Raw genomic sequence first — 14,129 nt, forward strand, 5'->3', positions numbered from 1 at the left:
GCTCAATGCGAAGACCCTTGCCTGGGCGTGGGACCAAATAGCCGCATCACCCCGCGTAGCGCTTGGCCGGTAGCTGACTTCGCCGACCCGTCGAACTTCGACAAAAATGGATATCTGACGATCGGGTTCACCGGCCATCAGCCAAGCCTTGGCGACATCTATTCAAATGCCGGCAGCATGTACATTGCCTCCGAAAGCATGATTGCCCTGGGACTGCCCCCGGTGACGAGTATTGGACCGCACCGGCACTACCCTGGACATCGAGCAAGGCATTTGCCGGACAGAAGTTTCCGAAGGACTATTATGTCGATTATTGATCGGCTGACGATCGGACGACTGTCATACCGACGACGCCTCCGATCGAGTTCCGAAACAGCGAACCCTGCTATCGGCCTGTGTTGCCATTCATTGGTGCCTGCACGCGCAGGCGCGGGAAAACCACCTCCAGCGGCTTGGTGTCGGGTAATATGTACACATAGCCGCCTTTCTTCTGGAACAGCGGGCGGATCGTCTTGCCGTAGAAGGCGACGGGCACGTTGATACAGCCAAAGGTTATGCGGTTGTCGTCCGGCGTGGGTGACAGCATCCGCTGGCGCCGCCGTTCCCTGGCGCTGGCACCCTTGGGAATCGGGTGGAGCGCCACCGACGTGGCATAATCGACCCAGAGCACCCTTTCCTTGCCCACCGCCAGTCCGAACCTGGCGAGGAAACGTCCGGCGGGGGTGGTCTTCTCCGCCGGGCCGATCTCGGCCAGATTTTTGCTGCCGATGCCCGGGGTGGCATCATCCCCCACGGCGACGCCGATCAGCACCGGCACGGTGCCGAGCGGCTTGCCCTTTCGATCGAACAGGAAGAGCGACGCATTCGCCTTGTCGACGATGACGTAGGGCAAGGCGCGGTTGTCACCCGACGCGGCGATCCAGTCGGCAACCCGGACCGTCTCCGCCGAAGGCACGAGCTCGGACGTGGGCCGCGCCGCAGTCAATTGTCCCGCATCGCCCGCCGCAACGCCCGCGAGACCGACGAGCGCCAGAAACATGTTGATCATCTATTCAAGCGCTCGACCGGCAATGGCGCCCGCTCCGAGGAGCGAGCGCCGGGACTATCAAGGAGTTGCGGGCTGCCGCCTCAGTTGCGCGGCCGCTTTACGCGCCGCTCCTGTACCGAGAGGCGCTGGTCCACGCCGTCGACGCGACCGTTCAGCTGGTCGAGCCGCTGGCCGTTCTGCTGCGCCTGGCCGGACGCAGCCTGCGCCTCTGCCAATGCCGCCTTTGCCGTGCCGTCGGTTTCCTGCAGCCGTGACTCGAGGGCATCGACGCGCTGGCTCACCGGCGCAATCTGCTCGCGCACGAAGGATTTGGACGCGCAGCCGCCAAGGCCGACCGCACCAACCAAAACTGCCAGGGGGAGAAGCTTACTCACTGAACGCGACATGTTTTTTCTTTCAACTATTAACCAAGCGCAACAACTCAAGCTCACTGCCCGGGTTCCAACAATCCGATTCTGTCGGGCTGTGCATCTTCTCGGGTCAGCGGATGGCGGCAAGGCGTACAACGATAGGTGCGAGCGTGGGGCCGCGATCACTCATCGTTACCCGAAGTACGTATCTCCACAGGCCACGTTGCGTGGCGCGGGGGCATGCTGAAACAAGTTCGGCATGGCGGAGGATGGGATGTACCGCGTCCCACCAATTCCGGTCATCTGATCTGTGTCCCGGACCTAATCTCTGGTCTTGCGCCTGGCGTCAGGTGCGAACGGGTCCCTGGGTATCCGGTCGGACCGCGCCTTGTCGCGCGTCTCGGTCGCGGGCTTCGTCGCCTGGATGCCGACACAATGCCGCAGTTCGGCAACCGCCGCGCCGCTTCCTTCGAGTGTCAGTTGCTCGACCGGCACGTCGCCTCGATAAATGTGGAGCGCCTTGGACCCGGCGAAATGGGTAGGAAATTTCGCGTCGAAATTCGTGACGAAACCCTTTTTGCCGTCGGACGCCATGCCGACAACGGGGTGGTTCGAGTATCCGCCATTGGAGAGCTTGAAGGTCAATTTCCACCGATCCTTCGGCTTGATCGACCAGTTTGCGTTGAGCACCGAGAGATGATTGCCACCATCGATATCGATGCCGAGGAGGAGCGTCGTCTCCCCCGCTCCGCGATAGGTCCTGGTCACGAAGCAGCCCAGCCCGTCCTTGCTGGACGCCACCGTCCAGCCACCCACATCCCGCGCGGGATAGGTCTGAGCGGACGCATGCGCGCTCGCCAGCAATCCGGCGGAGAGCGCGAGCGGGAAGAATGTCGGACGAAGGGTCCAAAAGATTAATTCAAGCATTCGGCACCCTTTCTCCACGGCCACGAACGCAATGCAAGGGCGGACGCTCCGCAGCCGATTGAACGAAGGAACGTTTCAGGTCGAGTGCAAGGGCGGAACAATGGCCGGGAATGGCGCGGCGGGACGCTACTCCGCCGCCGACGGAAGGGCGCCGTCATATTGCGGGCGCACCGCCGCAGTGGACTGCCGTTTGACGATCGTATGTTCCAGCACGCGATCGGGACGCCCGGCGGGCGAACGATCGGCGGAGGCGATCTCGGCGACCAGGATGCGGAGTGCTTCCGAGGCCAGTTGGCGGACAGGCTGGTGGACCGTGGTCAGCGGCGGCCACAGCATCACCGCCGCCGGAGTATCGTCGAATCCGACGACGGTCAGGGCCTGCGGCACGTCGAGCTGGCGGCGGTGCGCGACCGAGATGACGGCCGCCGCCATGTCGTCGTTGCTCGCGAAGATCGCGGAGGGCATCGCGCCGGCATCGAGGAGTTGCTCGGCCGCATTGAGCCCCGAGGCGAAACTGAAGTCGCCTTGCGAAACATCGGTGCGGATATTTCCCGCTTCGCGCGCGGCGGCGTGGAAGCCGGCGAGCCGCTCCGCGCTCGCCGCCTGGTCCGGATTGCCGATGATGAAGCCCAGATGCCGGTGCCCAAGCTCGATCAGATGCTGCGTCATCTCATAGGCAGCGCGGCGATCGTCGATCCGCACGCAGATCGCATTCTCCACGGCGTGCGCGCCCACCGCGGCCATCGGCAGGCCCGTGTCGCGAAGCAGGTCCAGCATCGCCGGGGACTCGCCGAGCGGCGGCGTCACGATGAAGCCCGACACGCCGGAAGCAGCAAGGTCGCGCAACTGCGGCTCGGCCGGAGGCTTTCCGCCTTCGCCCTTGAGGAGAACCAAGCGGACCCCGCGTGCGGACGCTTCCTCGAACACGCCGATCAGGAAGTCGCTCATGAACGCGGCGCTGGGATTGGAATAGATCACGCCGATCTTGGGCTCGGCCGACGTCACGAGACTGCGGGCTGCGACGTTCGGCGTGTAGCCGAGCGCGCGGATCGCATCCTCCACGGCGGCGCGCGTTTCGGCGCCCACGCCATATTGCCCGTTTATCACGCGCGACACGGTCATCGGAGACACGCCGACCTTTGCCGCGACGTCCTTGATCGTGGCGCTCCGGGGCCTCGCGCTTCGTGTCACCAGATTCCCTTCAACGGCACCATGCCAGACCTTGAGGCGGGGCCTTAGTCCAGCGCAAGCCTGTACACTGCGTGGTGAGTCAGGATGAACAGGGTATCGCCGTCCTTGCCGCCGATCACGAGCTGGAGCGGGCGTTCCGGAACGTCGATCTGGCCGGTCGGGCGGCCATCGCGCGCATAGACGAATATCTGGCCGTTCGCGACGAAGACCCGGCCCTTGCGGTCGGTCGCCACCCCTCCCCCGCCGCGATCGGCGAAGGGCTCGAGCCCGGTGATCTCGCCGCGCACGCCGACGATGCCGCTATAGGTCCGGTTCTCCGATCCGTTGGTCACGAAGACGCGCGCGCCCGGCTTGCCCTGGACGAAGCCGTAGCTGTCGAGCGAGTCCGAGAAGCGCAGGCCGCGATGGTCCGGCGGCCCCTGCTGGAACACCCGCGATGCCGGCAGGACGACGCTGCCGTCGGGTGAGACATATTCGCGGATCTTGGGCGCCGCCACGTCGCGCGCGAACATCTCCGCCAGCGTGGGGAACTGATAGGTGCGGGGATCCAGCTGGTCGCGGAACTCGCCGTTGTTCCACCAATTGACCGGCAACACCATCGCGGCATCGGGCCGGGCGGCGGCCGGCGTTGCCGGGATCACCGTGAGTTCCTGCTCGGGCGCGTCCGGCCGGACGCTGTAGACCGTGCCGTTGCGGCCATAGGAAGACAGCACAAGCAGATTTCCGGACCGGTCGACGGTCAGGTTGACCGGATCCAGCGCGGCGTCGCGCACGATTTCGAGACCGCCTTCGCCGGACCAGCGCCAGATGCGGCGAAAGAAGCGATCTATGAAATAAAGCTTCCCCTGTCCGTCGACCGCGGCGCCGCCCAGGGAGTGGAAGCCGTCCGCGAGCTTCTCGGGTTTAGCGCCGTTCAAGGTGGACGGCTTCACGCGATCGGGACTGGCGGGGACGTCGAGCACCGCGAATTCGCGTTCGCGCACGTCCAGCCCGTGGGTAACGTCGCGGAGCGCATTGTCGAACGGGAATTTGGTCAGCCGCAGGAATGTCGCGCAGCCATTCTCGTCGCAGGTGCCGAGCCCGCTCTCGCCGTTCACATGCATGTTGCGGAAGCGGATATCGTGCGAGTTGTAGAGCGTGACTGCGGCAGGCGCCGGCTTGCGGGTCCGGGTGACGCGATAGCCATGGAAATTGGCGATCAGGATGTTGCGCGAGTCGCGTATCTCAAGGGCAACGGCATCGCCGCTCTCGCCCGCCTCGCCTTCGGTCTGCGCCGCGAGCAATTCCCAGTTCGCGACCCGGTTGAGCCCGATCTCGGTGCGGACGTGGTGCTCGACCGAGGCCTGGATGATCCGGCCGGGCGTCTCGGTATCGGAGATGAGGATGCCGGGATGTGCGAAGGTGCTCGGGCTCCAGATGTTTGCGAAAGTGCCGCCGCCGCCCGATGTCACCCACAGGCTGGCATATTGGCCGTCCCAGCGCCGCGCCGCATCTGGGTCGGCAGTCGCGTTGTTATTATAAGGGGTTACGTGGCTGCCGTCGTAGCGGTTGGTGCCGTGGCCGCCCTGGAACTTGACGTCATTGACCATCGAATTCGCGCCTGCCATCCACAGCAAAGCGGTGGCACGCGGGTTGGCGCCGTTGGTGTCGAGGCCGATCCCGGCGACGATCGCATCGCCGCCATGGGCGCTTTCGATCAGGGCCCGGGGCGCGCCGATCGCCTGATAGCCCGGCGTCCCATCGGGCAGCACGATCTGGGTGAGGCTGGGATGCAGCCCGAGCAGCACCGTGTCGGGGCGCAGGCGCAGCGTATCGCTGACCCGGTAGAAGCCCGTCGGCAGATAGACGACGCGGTGGCTGTCGATCGCCTTCTGGATCGCGGCGGTATCGTCGGTCTTGTCGTCGCCCTTGGCGCCAAGCGTGCGGACGCTGACCCAGTCGGAAACCGGCGGCAGCGCGCGGATCGCGGGTGCCGGGCGCACCGGCAGCGCCGTAAGCGGCTCGGCCTGCATCTCGGTCTTGAAACTGCCCATGCGCCCGACCCCGGGGAGCGTCAGTCCATAGGTGAACGACGCGACTTTATAGGCGGCGGCAACGCCCTTCACTGCCTTGCCGCTATCGCGGAAGCGCGCGAACACCGGCGTGTTGGCGGCAAGGACATTCTGGAAGCCGACCTGCGTGTAGACATTGTCCTCGTTGGAGATGATCACGCCGGCCTTCGAGACATTCTCGAAACGCACATCCTGCCCCCAGAGCCAGTCGCCATAGCCGCGGTCGATCTCGATCCCGACGGGGACGTTGCGGAAGGCAACGTTGACCAGTGTCAGCCCTGCTTCATGCTCGCGGATCGCGGCGTCGTGCTGCCCCTCGAAAGTCGAATCGACCAGGGCGAAGGGCCAGGCGGGTGACGTCTTCTCGGCAAGGATGCCGTATCGCCCGCCGCGGAAATGCAAATCCTCGGCCTCGTTGGCGACGTGGTACAGGCCCGCCAGACCCGAGCCGATATCGAATACGGCATGGCTGACGAAGCTGTGCTGGGCCGCATGGAAGCGGATCGCCGTCGCCGCCGGATTGCCGTCGAGGATGCGGAAATCGATGTTGCCGAGCGCGGAATAGAAGGTGCCCGAATTGGCGTCCGGCACGTCCTTGTTGAACGGTACGCTGCCCGGCGGCGGGAACGCGACCGCACCACGCTGCGCCGGGTTGCCGCCTGGCCGGGCGCCGGCGAAGATCAGCATATGCGCCACACCGCGCTGGAACCCCGGGGTATTGGCGCCGAGCAGGATGACCGGACGCTTCGCACCGACGCCGAAGATGCGCACGCCGGGCCAGAGATAGACCGTACGCGTGATCCGCCAGGTGCCTTCGGGCAGGAAGACGATCCCGCCCCCGCCCTTGTCCGCCGCCTTGTCGATCGCCTGCTGGAGCGCCGCGCTGTCATCCGCCCGGCCATTGCCGACGCCCGCCACCGTGATCGCGTTCGGCTCGTCGGGCCGGCTGACATAGACCGACTGCGACGCCGCGGGTTGGATCACAAGGAGCGCGAGCAGCGCTGCACAGGCCCCGATCAGTCGCTGGTACATGGTGCGCGTGCTCCGGACGAAAAAAGGGTCCCGGCCTTGCGGCCGGGACGAGTTCCCACGGGAGGTGGGGTTCGGTCAGAAGTTGAAGCGGATACCGGCGCGATAAGTCCGGCCCAGCGTATCGTAGAGCGCCGGATTGACGTCGAGCCCGGTATTGGTCTGCGGCGACGGTTCGGGATCGTGATCGAACAGATTATCGACCTTGAAGTAGAATTTGACATTCGAGGTCACGTTGTACGTCCCGCCGACATCGACATAGAAGGCGCCCTTCATGAAGTTGCGGTCGATCGTCGGGTGGTTGCCGGTCGATGCAGGGCACGCCGAGGTGCAGACGACATATTGATTGCCGAACACGCCGTCGGAGAACCAGCGCTCCTGGACGGTGAAGCTGAAATCGTCGTTATCGTAGGTCTGTATCGCCAGCCACTTCCAGTCGGGCGTGTTGCCGGTATTGGCGCCGGCCTGATCGACCCGATCGACCCCGGCAACGCCCGCGTCGACGACAAACTCGCGGATATGCGTGCCGAGCGCGCGTACGGTAAAGGCGCCGGGCAGGCCCAGCGGCCTGCTCCACCGGTAGCTCGCCTCGATATCGAACCCGCTGGTCTTCCACGAGGCGAGATTGAACGGCTGGACGTTGATGAAATTGCCGCCCTGGATCGGGCTGTTGAGCACGAATCCGCCGCAGAACGCCTGGTTGCCCTCGAAGCAGAAGCGAACGATCTGGTCCGCCGACAGCGTCGAGACCACGCCGTCCAGCTTGATGCTGTAATAGTCGAACGACAGGCTGAGCCCGGGCAGCCACGACGGATTGGCATAGACCGCGCCGATTTCGGTGTTGCGCGCGATCTCCGGCTTGAGCGCAGGATTGCCGACCGTGTTCTGGAACGCCTGCACCGCGCCGGCGGGCGGGAACGGATTGGCAAAGTTCGGCAGCGTCGTCACGGTCGGCGCGGCGAACAGCTCGGACAGGTTCGGCGCACGCACGTCGCGCGAGGTCACCGCGCGCAGCCTGAAGCCGTCGAGCGGCGTATCCCAGGTGCCGCCGATCTTCCATGCCCAGACGGTGCCCGACGTGCTGTAATGCGTCACGCGGCCCGCACCGTTCAGGTTCGCGCGGCCGATCCCGCCGCCATCGAACAGCTGCAAGTTGAGCTCGGCGAAGCCCTCGTACACGTCATAGGCGCCGCGGCCGTTCTTGTAGTTGCCGGCCGCCCAGTTGCTGCCCAGCGGCGCGTTGAGCAGCGGGTCTGCCGGATAGGCGGCGTTGTTCGGGCTGAGCGCGCTGACCCCGGCGCCATAAGCGTCGGCATTCACCTCGTAGAATTCGTGGCGATATTCACCGCCGAACGCGAGCGTCAGCGGGCCCGCCCACAGATCGAACAGATTGCCCGAGAGGTTGACGCTGGCGACGTCCTGAGTGAGCCTGGTGTGCTGGAACGGACCATTGGCCGGCGTGACATACGCGAGCGCCGCCTGAGACGGCGCGAACCCGCCAAAGATGTTGATCGGCTGGCATCCCGCCGCGCGCGCCACCGGATCGGCACAGACGATCGCGCCGTTCAGCGTGACTGCGTTGGTCGCCGCGACATACCGGTTCTGCAAGACGATGTCGTTGACGTCGATGTCGGAAAGGGTGACGCCGTGCGCATAATAGGCGTCATAATTCCAGTCGCCGCCACCCACGCCGAACTTACCCTTGAGCCCGCCGACGAAGCGAAACTGGCGCCGGTCGGTAAAGACGTGGGGGCTAGGAAATGCGCCGTTGCTCGACCCGAAGTTGAAGTTGGTGATCCCCGCGGTGGTGCAGCGATCGCGGACAAGCTGCGGCAGATAGGGGTTCGCGCACTGGACCGTCAGGTTGGGGCGGTTGTAGCCCGGGCTCGGCTGGTTGTTGGTCTTCACCTGCGCTGCGCTGACGGTGACGTAGAATTCGTTGTTCGGCGCAAAATCATAACCGATCCGGTAGAAGCCGGTGACGCGCTGGAGCTCCGACGCCAGCGACGCGCCCGAGCCGACCGCCCCCGACAAGTCGCCGCCGACGCAGAAGCTGTTGCCGGGGAAGCAGTTGCTCACCCGGCCATTGCCGAGTGGCGCGCCACCCGAGCCGTAATTGAAATTGTACGGCGCGCCGTTGACGTCGAAGGCGATGCCCTGGAGCGGGCCGTTGTTGATCAGCCCGTAGAGCGCATATTGATAGGGCTGCGCGTAATCGCGATAGTTGAATTGCGGCAGGCCGTTGTTGGTCTGCCCGGTGTTGAGCAGGGTCGAGGCGAGGTGCCAGTCGCGCTTGCCGGCGAGATCGATCCCGAAATTGCCCGGGCCGACACCGCCGTCATGCGCATATTCGCCGCTCACGATCACATGGAGCTTGTCATCGGCAAAGGACCCGCCCCAAGCGGCCTGGGCGAGGATCTGCTCGTTGTCGCCATAGGTGGTCATGCCGCCCTGGACATTGCCCTTGAAGCCCGCGAAGCGCGTGTCGGTGATGAAGTTCACCACGCCGCCGACCGCGTCCGAGCCATAGGATGCCGAGGCGCCGCCGTTGACGATGTCGACGCGCTTGATCAGCAGCTGCGGGAACAGGCTGATGTCGGGCACGCCGGTAACGTTCGCGCCGACGACACGCTGGCCGTCGAGCAGCGTCAGCGTCCGGATCGCGCCCAGGCCGCGCAGCGAGAAGGAGCTCAGGCCCTGCTGCCCGCTCGACGTGCTGAACGTGCCCGTCGCAGTGCCCGTCGAACCTTGCAACGACGGCAGCTGCGCGATCGTATTGAAGATATTGGGCTGTGCGTTGGCAGTGATTTGCTCCTCGCCGATCACCGTGGTCGGCGTAGGCGCCGTGAACCCGCTGGCGATGATGCGCGATCCGGTGACGATGATATCGCCTTCGCGCTCGGACGCGGCGTCGGGCGTGGCTTCGACCTGCGGCACGGGCTCCGCCTCCTGCGGCACCGGCGCGGTCTGGGCATGCGCGGCCCCGGCTAGCGCCATGGCGACGATCGCCGTCAGGCTTACGCCGCAGCGCTGGCGATGAAGTGCGAAAATCCGCTTCATTGGTCCTACCCCTCCGTTGTTTCTTGTCAGTCTTGTTCTTGGGCGGCGTCGACTTCGCCGATCATGGCCGCCCGCAAAGTTTATCCTCAGCCCGTCCCCGCCGCACGTACGACATAGGTCGTAGCAACCGGCTCAGGGCCGGGCGGCGTAGAGCGCATGGTGGGTGAGAATGAACAGTGTCCGCCGGTCCGGGCCGCCGAACAGGATCTGCAGCGGGCGTTCGGGCACGTCGATCCGCCCGGCTTCCGAGCCGTCGGCGCCGTAGACGAACACCTGGCCGTTCGCGACGAAGACCCGGCCGTCGCCATCGACTGCGACGCTCTCGCCGCCGCGATTGGCGAAGGGCTTGAGGTCGACGATCGTGCCGCCCGCTCCTACCGCGCCGCTATAGGTCACGTTTTCCGATCCATTGGTGACGAACAGCCGCTCGCCCTGCCGCGCGCTCACCAGCCCATTGGCGTTGAGCCCGTTCGACCAGCGCCAGCCGACATGGTCGGTCGGCCCCTGCTGCCACACGCGGAACGCGGGAAGCGCGAGACTGCCGTCGGGCGAGACATATTCTTGCGCCTTGGGCGTGGCCGCTTCGCGCGCGAACATCTCGGCAAGCGTGGTGAATTCGTAGCTCTGGTGGTCGAGCTGGTCGCGGAACTCGCCATTGTGCCACCAATTGACCGGAAGCAGCGTCGCGCGCCTGGCCCCGTCGCGCACCGGCGTCGGCTCGATCCGCGTGAGCGCGTCGGGCGGCCCGGCGGGGTCCAGCGAATAGACCGCGCCCTTTGGCCCGAGCGACGACAGCACGAGCAGGTGTCCGGACTTGTCGATTGCCAGGTTGACCGGGTCGAGCGCGTGATCGCGGACAATCTCCAGCCCCCTGGCTTGCGTCCAGCGATGGATGCGCTGGAAGCGCCGGTCTATGAAGTAGAGCGCGCCCTTGGCATCGACCGCCGCGCCCGAAATCGACCAGAAGCCGTCCGCGACCTTGTCGACTTTCACTGTGCCCGGCGTCGGCGCAGCGATGCTCCGCTCCGCCGCGCCGATATCGAGGCTGGCGAACTCGCGCTCGCGCACCGTCAGCCCGCGCGTCACATCCTCGATCGCATTGTCGAACGGGTATTTGCTCGCACGCAGGAAGGTCCCGCAGCCCTCGTCGTCGCAGCTCGCATAGCCGCTCTCACCGTTGACGTGGACATTGCGGAAACGGATGTCGCTCGAATTGAACAGCTTCACGGCGCTGCGCTGCGGGGCGTAGCTGCGTGTCACGCGATAGCCGTGATAATTGGCGAACAGCAGGTTGCGCGAGTTGCGAATCTCCAGCCCCACGGCGTTGGGCCCGTCGCCGACTTCCTGCTCGGTCTGCGGCGCGAGGAACTCCCAGTTCTCGACATTGTCGAGCACGAACTCGTTGCGGGCGTGGTGCTCGACCGACATCTCATAGACATGGCCGGGCGTGCTGGTGTTGGTGACGGTGAAGCCGGCCGATGCGAACGTGTTGGGGCTCCACACATTGGCGAAGGTGCCGCCGCCGCCGTCGGTGACCCAGATGCTTGGATATTGCGCGTCCATCCGGCCATCGGTCACCGGATCGCCGGTGCGGGCGGTCAGCGACCCCAGCGGCTTGCCGTCCGGCGTGGGCGTGCCGCCGCCGCCCATGATCTTGACGTCCTCGACCAGGCTGTTCGCGCCCGATCGCCATAGCAAATTGGACGCGCGCGGATTGACGCGACCGGTGAACAGCCCGAGCCCGGACAGGATATTGTCGCCACCGCGCGGCGTCTCGAGGATCGGTGCCACCGGCCCGACCCCGGCATGGCGTGGGCTATTGTCGGGAATGTAGAGCTGGGTCAGCGCGGGATGCAGCCCGATCAAAACGCTATCGGGGCGGAGCTTCAATCGGTCGGTGACCTTGTAGAAGCCGGTCGGGAAATAGAGGGTGAGACGCGTATCGATCGCGCGCTGGATCGCGGCGGTATCGTCCGCCTGACCGTCGCCCATAACGCCGAGCGTGCGGACGTTCACCCAGCTCGCCATTTGCGGCAAGGCGCGGATGGCCGGCTTGCGCCGGGCGGGCATCCGCTTCAGGGGCTGGACGTCCGCCTGGGTCGCATAGACGCCGTTCTGGCCGAGCTCGGGCACCGCGAGACCATAGCTGAGCGAGGCGACCTTATAGGCCCTGCCCTTGCCTTCGATCATCCGCCCGCTGTCGCGGAAGCGCGCGAACACCGGCGTATCGACTGCCAGCGCATTCTCGAAGCCGATCTGGGTGAAGACTCTGTCCTCGTTGGAGATCACCACCGCGGCGCGGCTGACCTTCTCGAAGCGGACGTCCTTGCCCCATAGCGAGTCGCTGTAGCCGCGATCGATCTCGATCCCGACCGGCGTGTCGCGGATCGCGACATTGACCATGGTGAGCCGTGCCTCGTGCTCGCGGATCGCGGCGTCGCGCTGTCCCTCGAAGGTCGAATCGAGCAGCGTGAACTGCCAGGCAGGCGAGGTCTTTTCGGAGACGATGCCGTAGCGCCCGCCCTTGAAATGGACGTTCTCGATGACGTTGCCTGCTTGGTAGACGCCGGCAAAGGCGGTGCCGAGGCGAAACTCCATGTCGCTGAGGAATGCGTGCTGCGCCATGCGGAAGCGCACCCCCGCGGCAGCCGGATTGCCGTCGGCGATCTCGATATCGACATTGCGCATCGACGAATAGAACGTGCCCGAATTGGCGTCGCGGACGATCTTGTCGCGCGGCACGACCGTGGGCACGGGCACGGGCACCTGGCCGACATTATACTGGTCGCCCCCGCCAAACACGATCATCGTCGAGACGCCCTGCTGGAAGCCGGGCGTGGCGGCGCCGAGCCGGATCACCGGACGCGTGGCGCCCACGCCATAGACGCGCACCCCGGGCGGGACGACGAGCGTGCGGGTGATGCGATATTTGCCTGATGGCAGAAACACGAGGCCATGGCCGGTCTCGTCCCGCGCGCGATCGAAGGCCTGCTGGAGCGCCTCGCTGTCGTCGGCGACGCCATCGCCCTTGGCAGTCACCGTCACGGCGCGCGGTTCGTCAGGGGCCGTCGGAAACACCGATTTTCCCTGGGCCCATGCCTGCACCGGCATCGTGAGCGCCGTCGCTCCGAGCAAGCCAACCAGAATGCCACGCATTGTCGGACCTCCCTCGTCAATCGGTCCGCTGGCTAGCCCGGTCTCCCGCCGACCGCATCTGCGACCAAGGTCGTAGTTCCCAATCCCACAGCGCCGATCCAGAAACGCATGCGCACCGATTGCGGTGGGAGCCGCTGGGCATAGTTTTCGAGGACGCCCGATTGCCGCCTTTTGCTCGCCCCGCCATGCCCTTCGCCGTGATCGTCATGGGCGTGAGCGGGTGCGGCAAATCGACATTGGGCGCGCTGCTCGCCGAGGCGCTGGGGTGCCGGTTCCTCGAAGGCGACGACTATCATTCGCGTGAGGCGGTGGCGAAGATGCGCAGCGGACAGCCGCTGGAGGACGCGGACCGCTGGCCCTGGCTCGACCGGCTGGGCGCGGCGACGGCCGACGCCGTCGCCGAACATGGCACCGCCGTAACCGCGTGCTCGGCGCTGCGTCGCCGTCACCGGGACCGGCTGCGCGCGACGATCGGATGTCCGGTGCACCTGGTCCTGCTCGAGAATAGCCGCGAGCGCCTGGTCGAACGCCTGACGGCGCGCACCGGGCATTTCATGCCGATCGGCCTGCTGGACAGCCAACTCGCCACGCTGGAGCGGCCGCTCGCGGAGGAAGATGCGCTGGTTCTCGTGACCGAACAGCCGGCAAACAGGCTGGTGGATGGCGTTCTTGCGCGGCTCGCAGAGCGGCAACGCATCGCCTGAAGCAATCCCCTCGGCGCAAAACCTGTTGGACAGGTTTTATCGCCACGCGGGGACAAAATCACAACAAGCGCCAGATTTCGTCCCTTGCGGGCGTATGATCGCGAAATAATGGCTTGAACCTGTCCAACAACTTCGCTTATGGTAGCGTTAACGTATCCACACAACCCGAGTAGCGCAAGCGAACCGGTATCGTTGCAGATGGATCGGCATAAGGGAGAGGCAAGGATGCACGGCGCGACCGATCTGCATGACGATCTCGGCCATCCGGGGATCGGAACTCCACACCCGTCTCCGCCCTTGCCGCAACTCACCCCCACCCAGATGGAAGTGCTGCGTTGCGTGCGGAGCGGCCTGCTCAACAAGCAGATCGCCTACCAGCTCGGAATAGCCGAAGCGACGGTGAAGGTTCACATGACCGCCGTCATGCGAAAGCTCAATGTCCGCAATCGCACGCAGGCCGCAATCGCCGCCGGGCAGCTCCGGCTGGTCGCCTGATCGCGGCAGCCTGAAGGTCTTCCCGGCAAGGACCGGCACGCGCAACCGGTAACCGAATCCGTCCGCGCGATTTCAATGTAATTCGGCGCGTCGAAACGCCACAATGCGGCCTGCATCA

The 14,129-nt window shown here is 65.5% G+C and carries 9 protein-coding genes and 1 pseudogene; 3 read left to right on the forward strand and 7 right to left on the reverse strand.

All coding sequences use genetic code 11. The features are described from left to right. Nucleotides 1–27 precede the first annotated feature (27 nt). Nucleotides 28–162: pseudogene (locus BXU08_RS20295) on the forward strand (hypothetical protein); the annotation flags it as partial. Between the two features lie 223 nt (nucleotides 163–385). Here the strand turns inward: BXU08_RS20295 and BXU08_RS06170 are convergent. The 7 genes from BXU08_RS06170 to BXU08_RS06200 form a co-directional block, all read right to left on the reverse strand. Then, on the reverse strand, nucleotides 386–1,048 hold the full coding sequence (locus BXU08_RS06170) for a murein L,D-transpeptidase (RefSeq protein WP_150125434.1): 663 nt from the start codon (nucleotides 1,046–1,048) through the stop codon (nucleotides 386–388). An 80-nt stretch (nucleotides 1,049–1,128) separates the two neighbouring features. Next, nucleotides 1,129–1,434, reverse strand: a complete 306-nt coding sequence (locus tag BXU08_RS06175) for a hypothetical protein (RefSeq protein WP_077509261.1) — start codon at nucleotides 1,432–1,434, stop codon at nucleotides 1,129–1,131. 285 nt (nucleotides 1,435–1,719) lie between these two features. Further along, complete coding sequence (locus BXU08_RS06180) at nucleotides 1,720–2,349, reverse strand: hypothetical protein (protein WP_253190521.1); 630 nt, start codon at nucleotides 2,347–2,349, stop codon at nucleotides 1,720–1,722. 102 nt (nucleotides 2,350–2,451) lie between these two features. Beyond that, on the reverse strand, nucleotides 2,452–3,516 hold the full coding sequence (locus tag BXU08_RS06185) for a LacI family DNA-binding transcriptional regulator (RefSeq protein WP_077509263.1): 1,065 nt from the start codon (nucleotides 3,514–3,516) through the stop codon (nucleotides 2,452–2,454). Nucleotides 3,517–3,560: 44 nt separating this feature from the next. Next, nucleotides 3,561–6,599: a glycosyl hydrolase family 28-related protein gene (locus tag BXU08_RS06190; RefSeq protein WP_077509264.1), complete on the reverse strand. Its 3,039-nt coding sequence runs from the start codon at nucleotides 6,597–6,599 to the stop codon at nucleotides 3,561–3,563. A 75-nt stretch (nucleotides 6,600–6,674) separates the two neighbouring features. Further along, entirely contained in the window at nucleotides 6,675–9,656 is a 2,982-nt protein-coding gene (locus tag BXU08_RS06195) for a TonB-dependent siderophore receptor (protein ID WP_077509265.1), read from the reverse strand. Nucleotides 9,657–9,788: 132 nt separating this feature from the next. Further along, on the reverse strand, nucleotides 9,789–12,812 hold the full coding sequence (locus BXU08_RS06200; RefSeq protein WP_077509266.1) for a glycosyl hydrolase family 28-related protein: 3,024 nt from the start codon (nucleotides 12,810–12,812) through the stop codon (nucleotides 9,789–9,791). Nucleotides 12,813–13,018: 206 nt separating this feature from the next. On the opposite strand from BXU08_RS06200, the gene BXU08_RS06205 reads away from it, so the two are divergent. Together BXU08_RS06205 and BXU08_RS06210 are read left to right on the forward strand one after the other, a co-directional pair. Next, nucleotides 13,019–13,516, forward strand: a complete 498-nt coding sequence (locus BXU08_RS06205; protein ID WP_077512069.1) for a gluconokinase, GntK/IdnK-type — start codon at nucleotides 13,019–13,021, stop codon at nucleotides 13,514–13,516. A gap of 225 nt (nucleotides 13,517–13,741) precedes the next feature. Further along, a complete protein-coding gene (locus tag BXU08_RS06210; RefSeq protein ID WP_077509267.1) occupies nucleotides 13,742–14,011 on the forward strand; it encodes a helix-turn-helix transcriptional regulator in 270 nt (89 codons plus the stop codon). The last annotated feature ends 118 nt before the right edge of the window (nucleotides 14,012–14,129 follow it).

Source organism: Sphingomonas sp. LM7 (genome assembly GCF_002002925.1).
Classification (GTDB): domain Bacteria; phylum Pseudomonadota; class Alphaproteobacteria; order Sphingomonadales; family Sphingomonadaceae; genus Sphingomonas.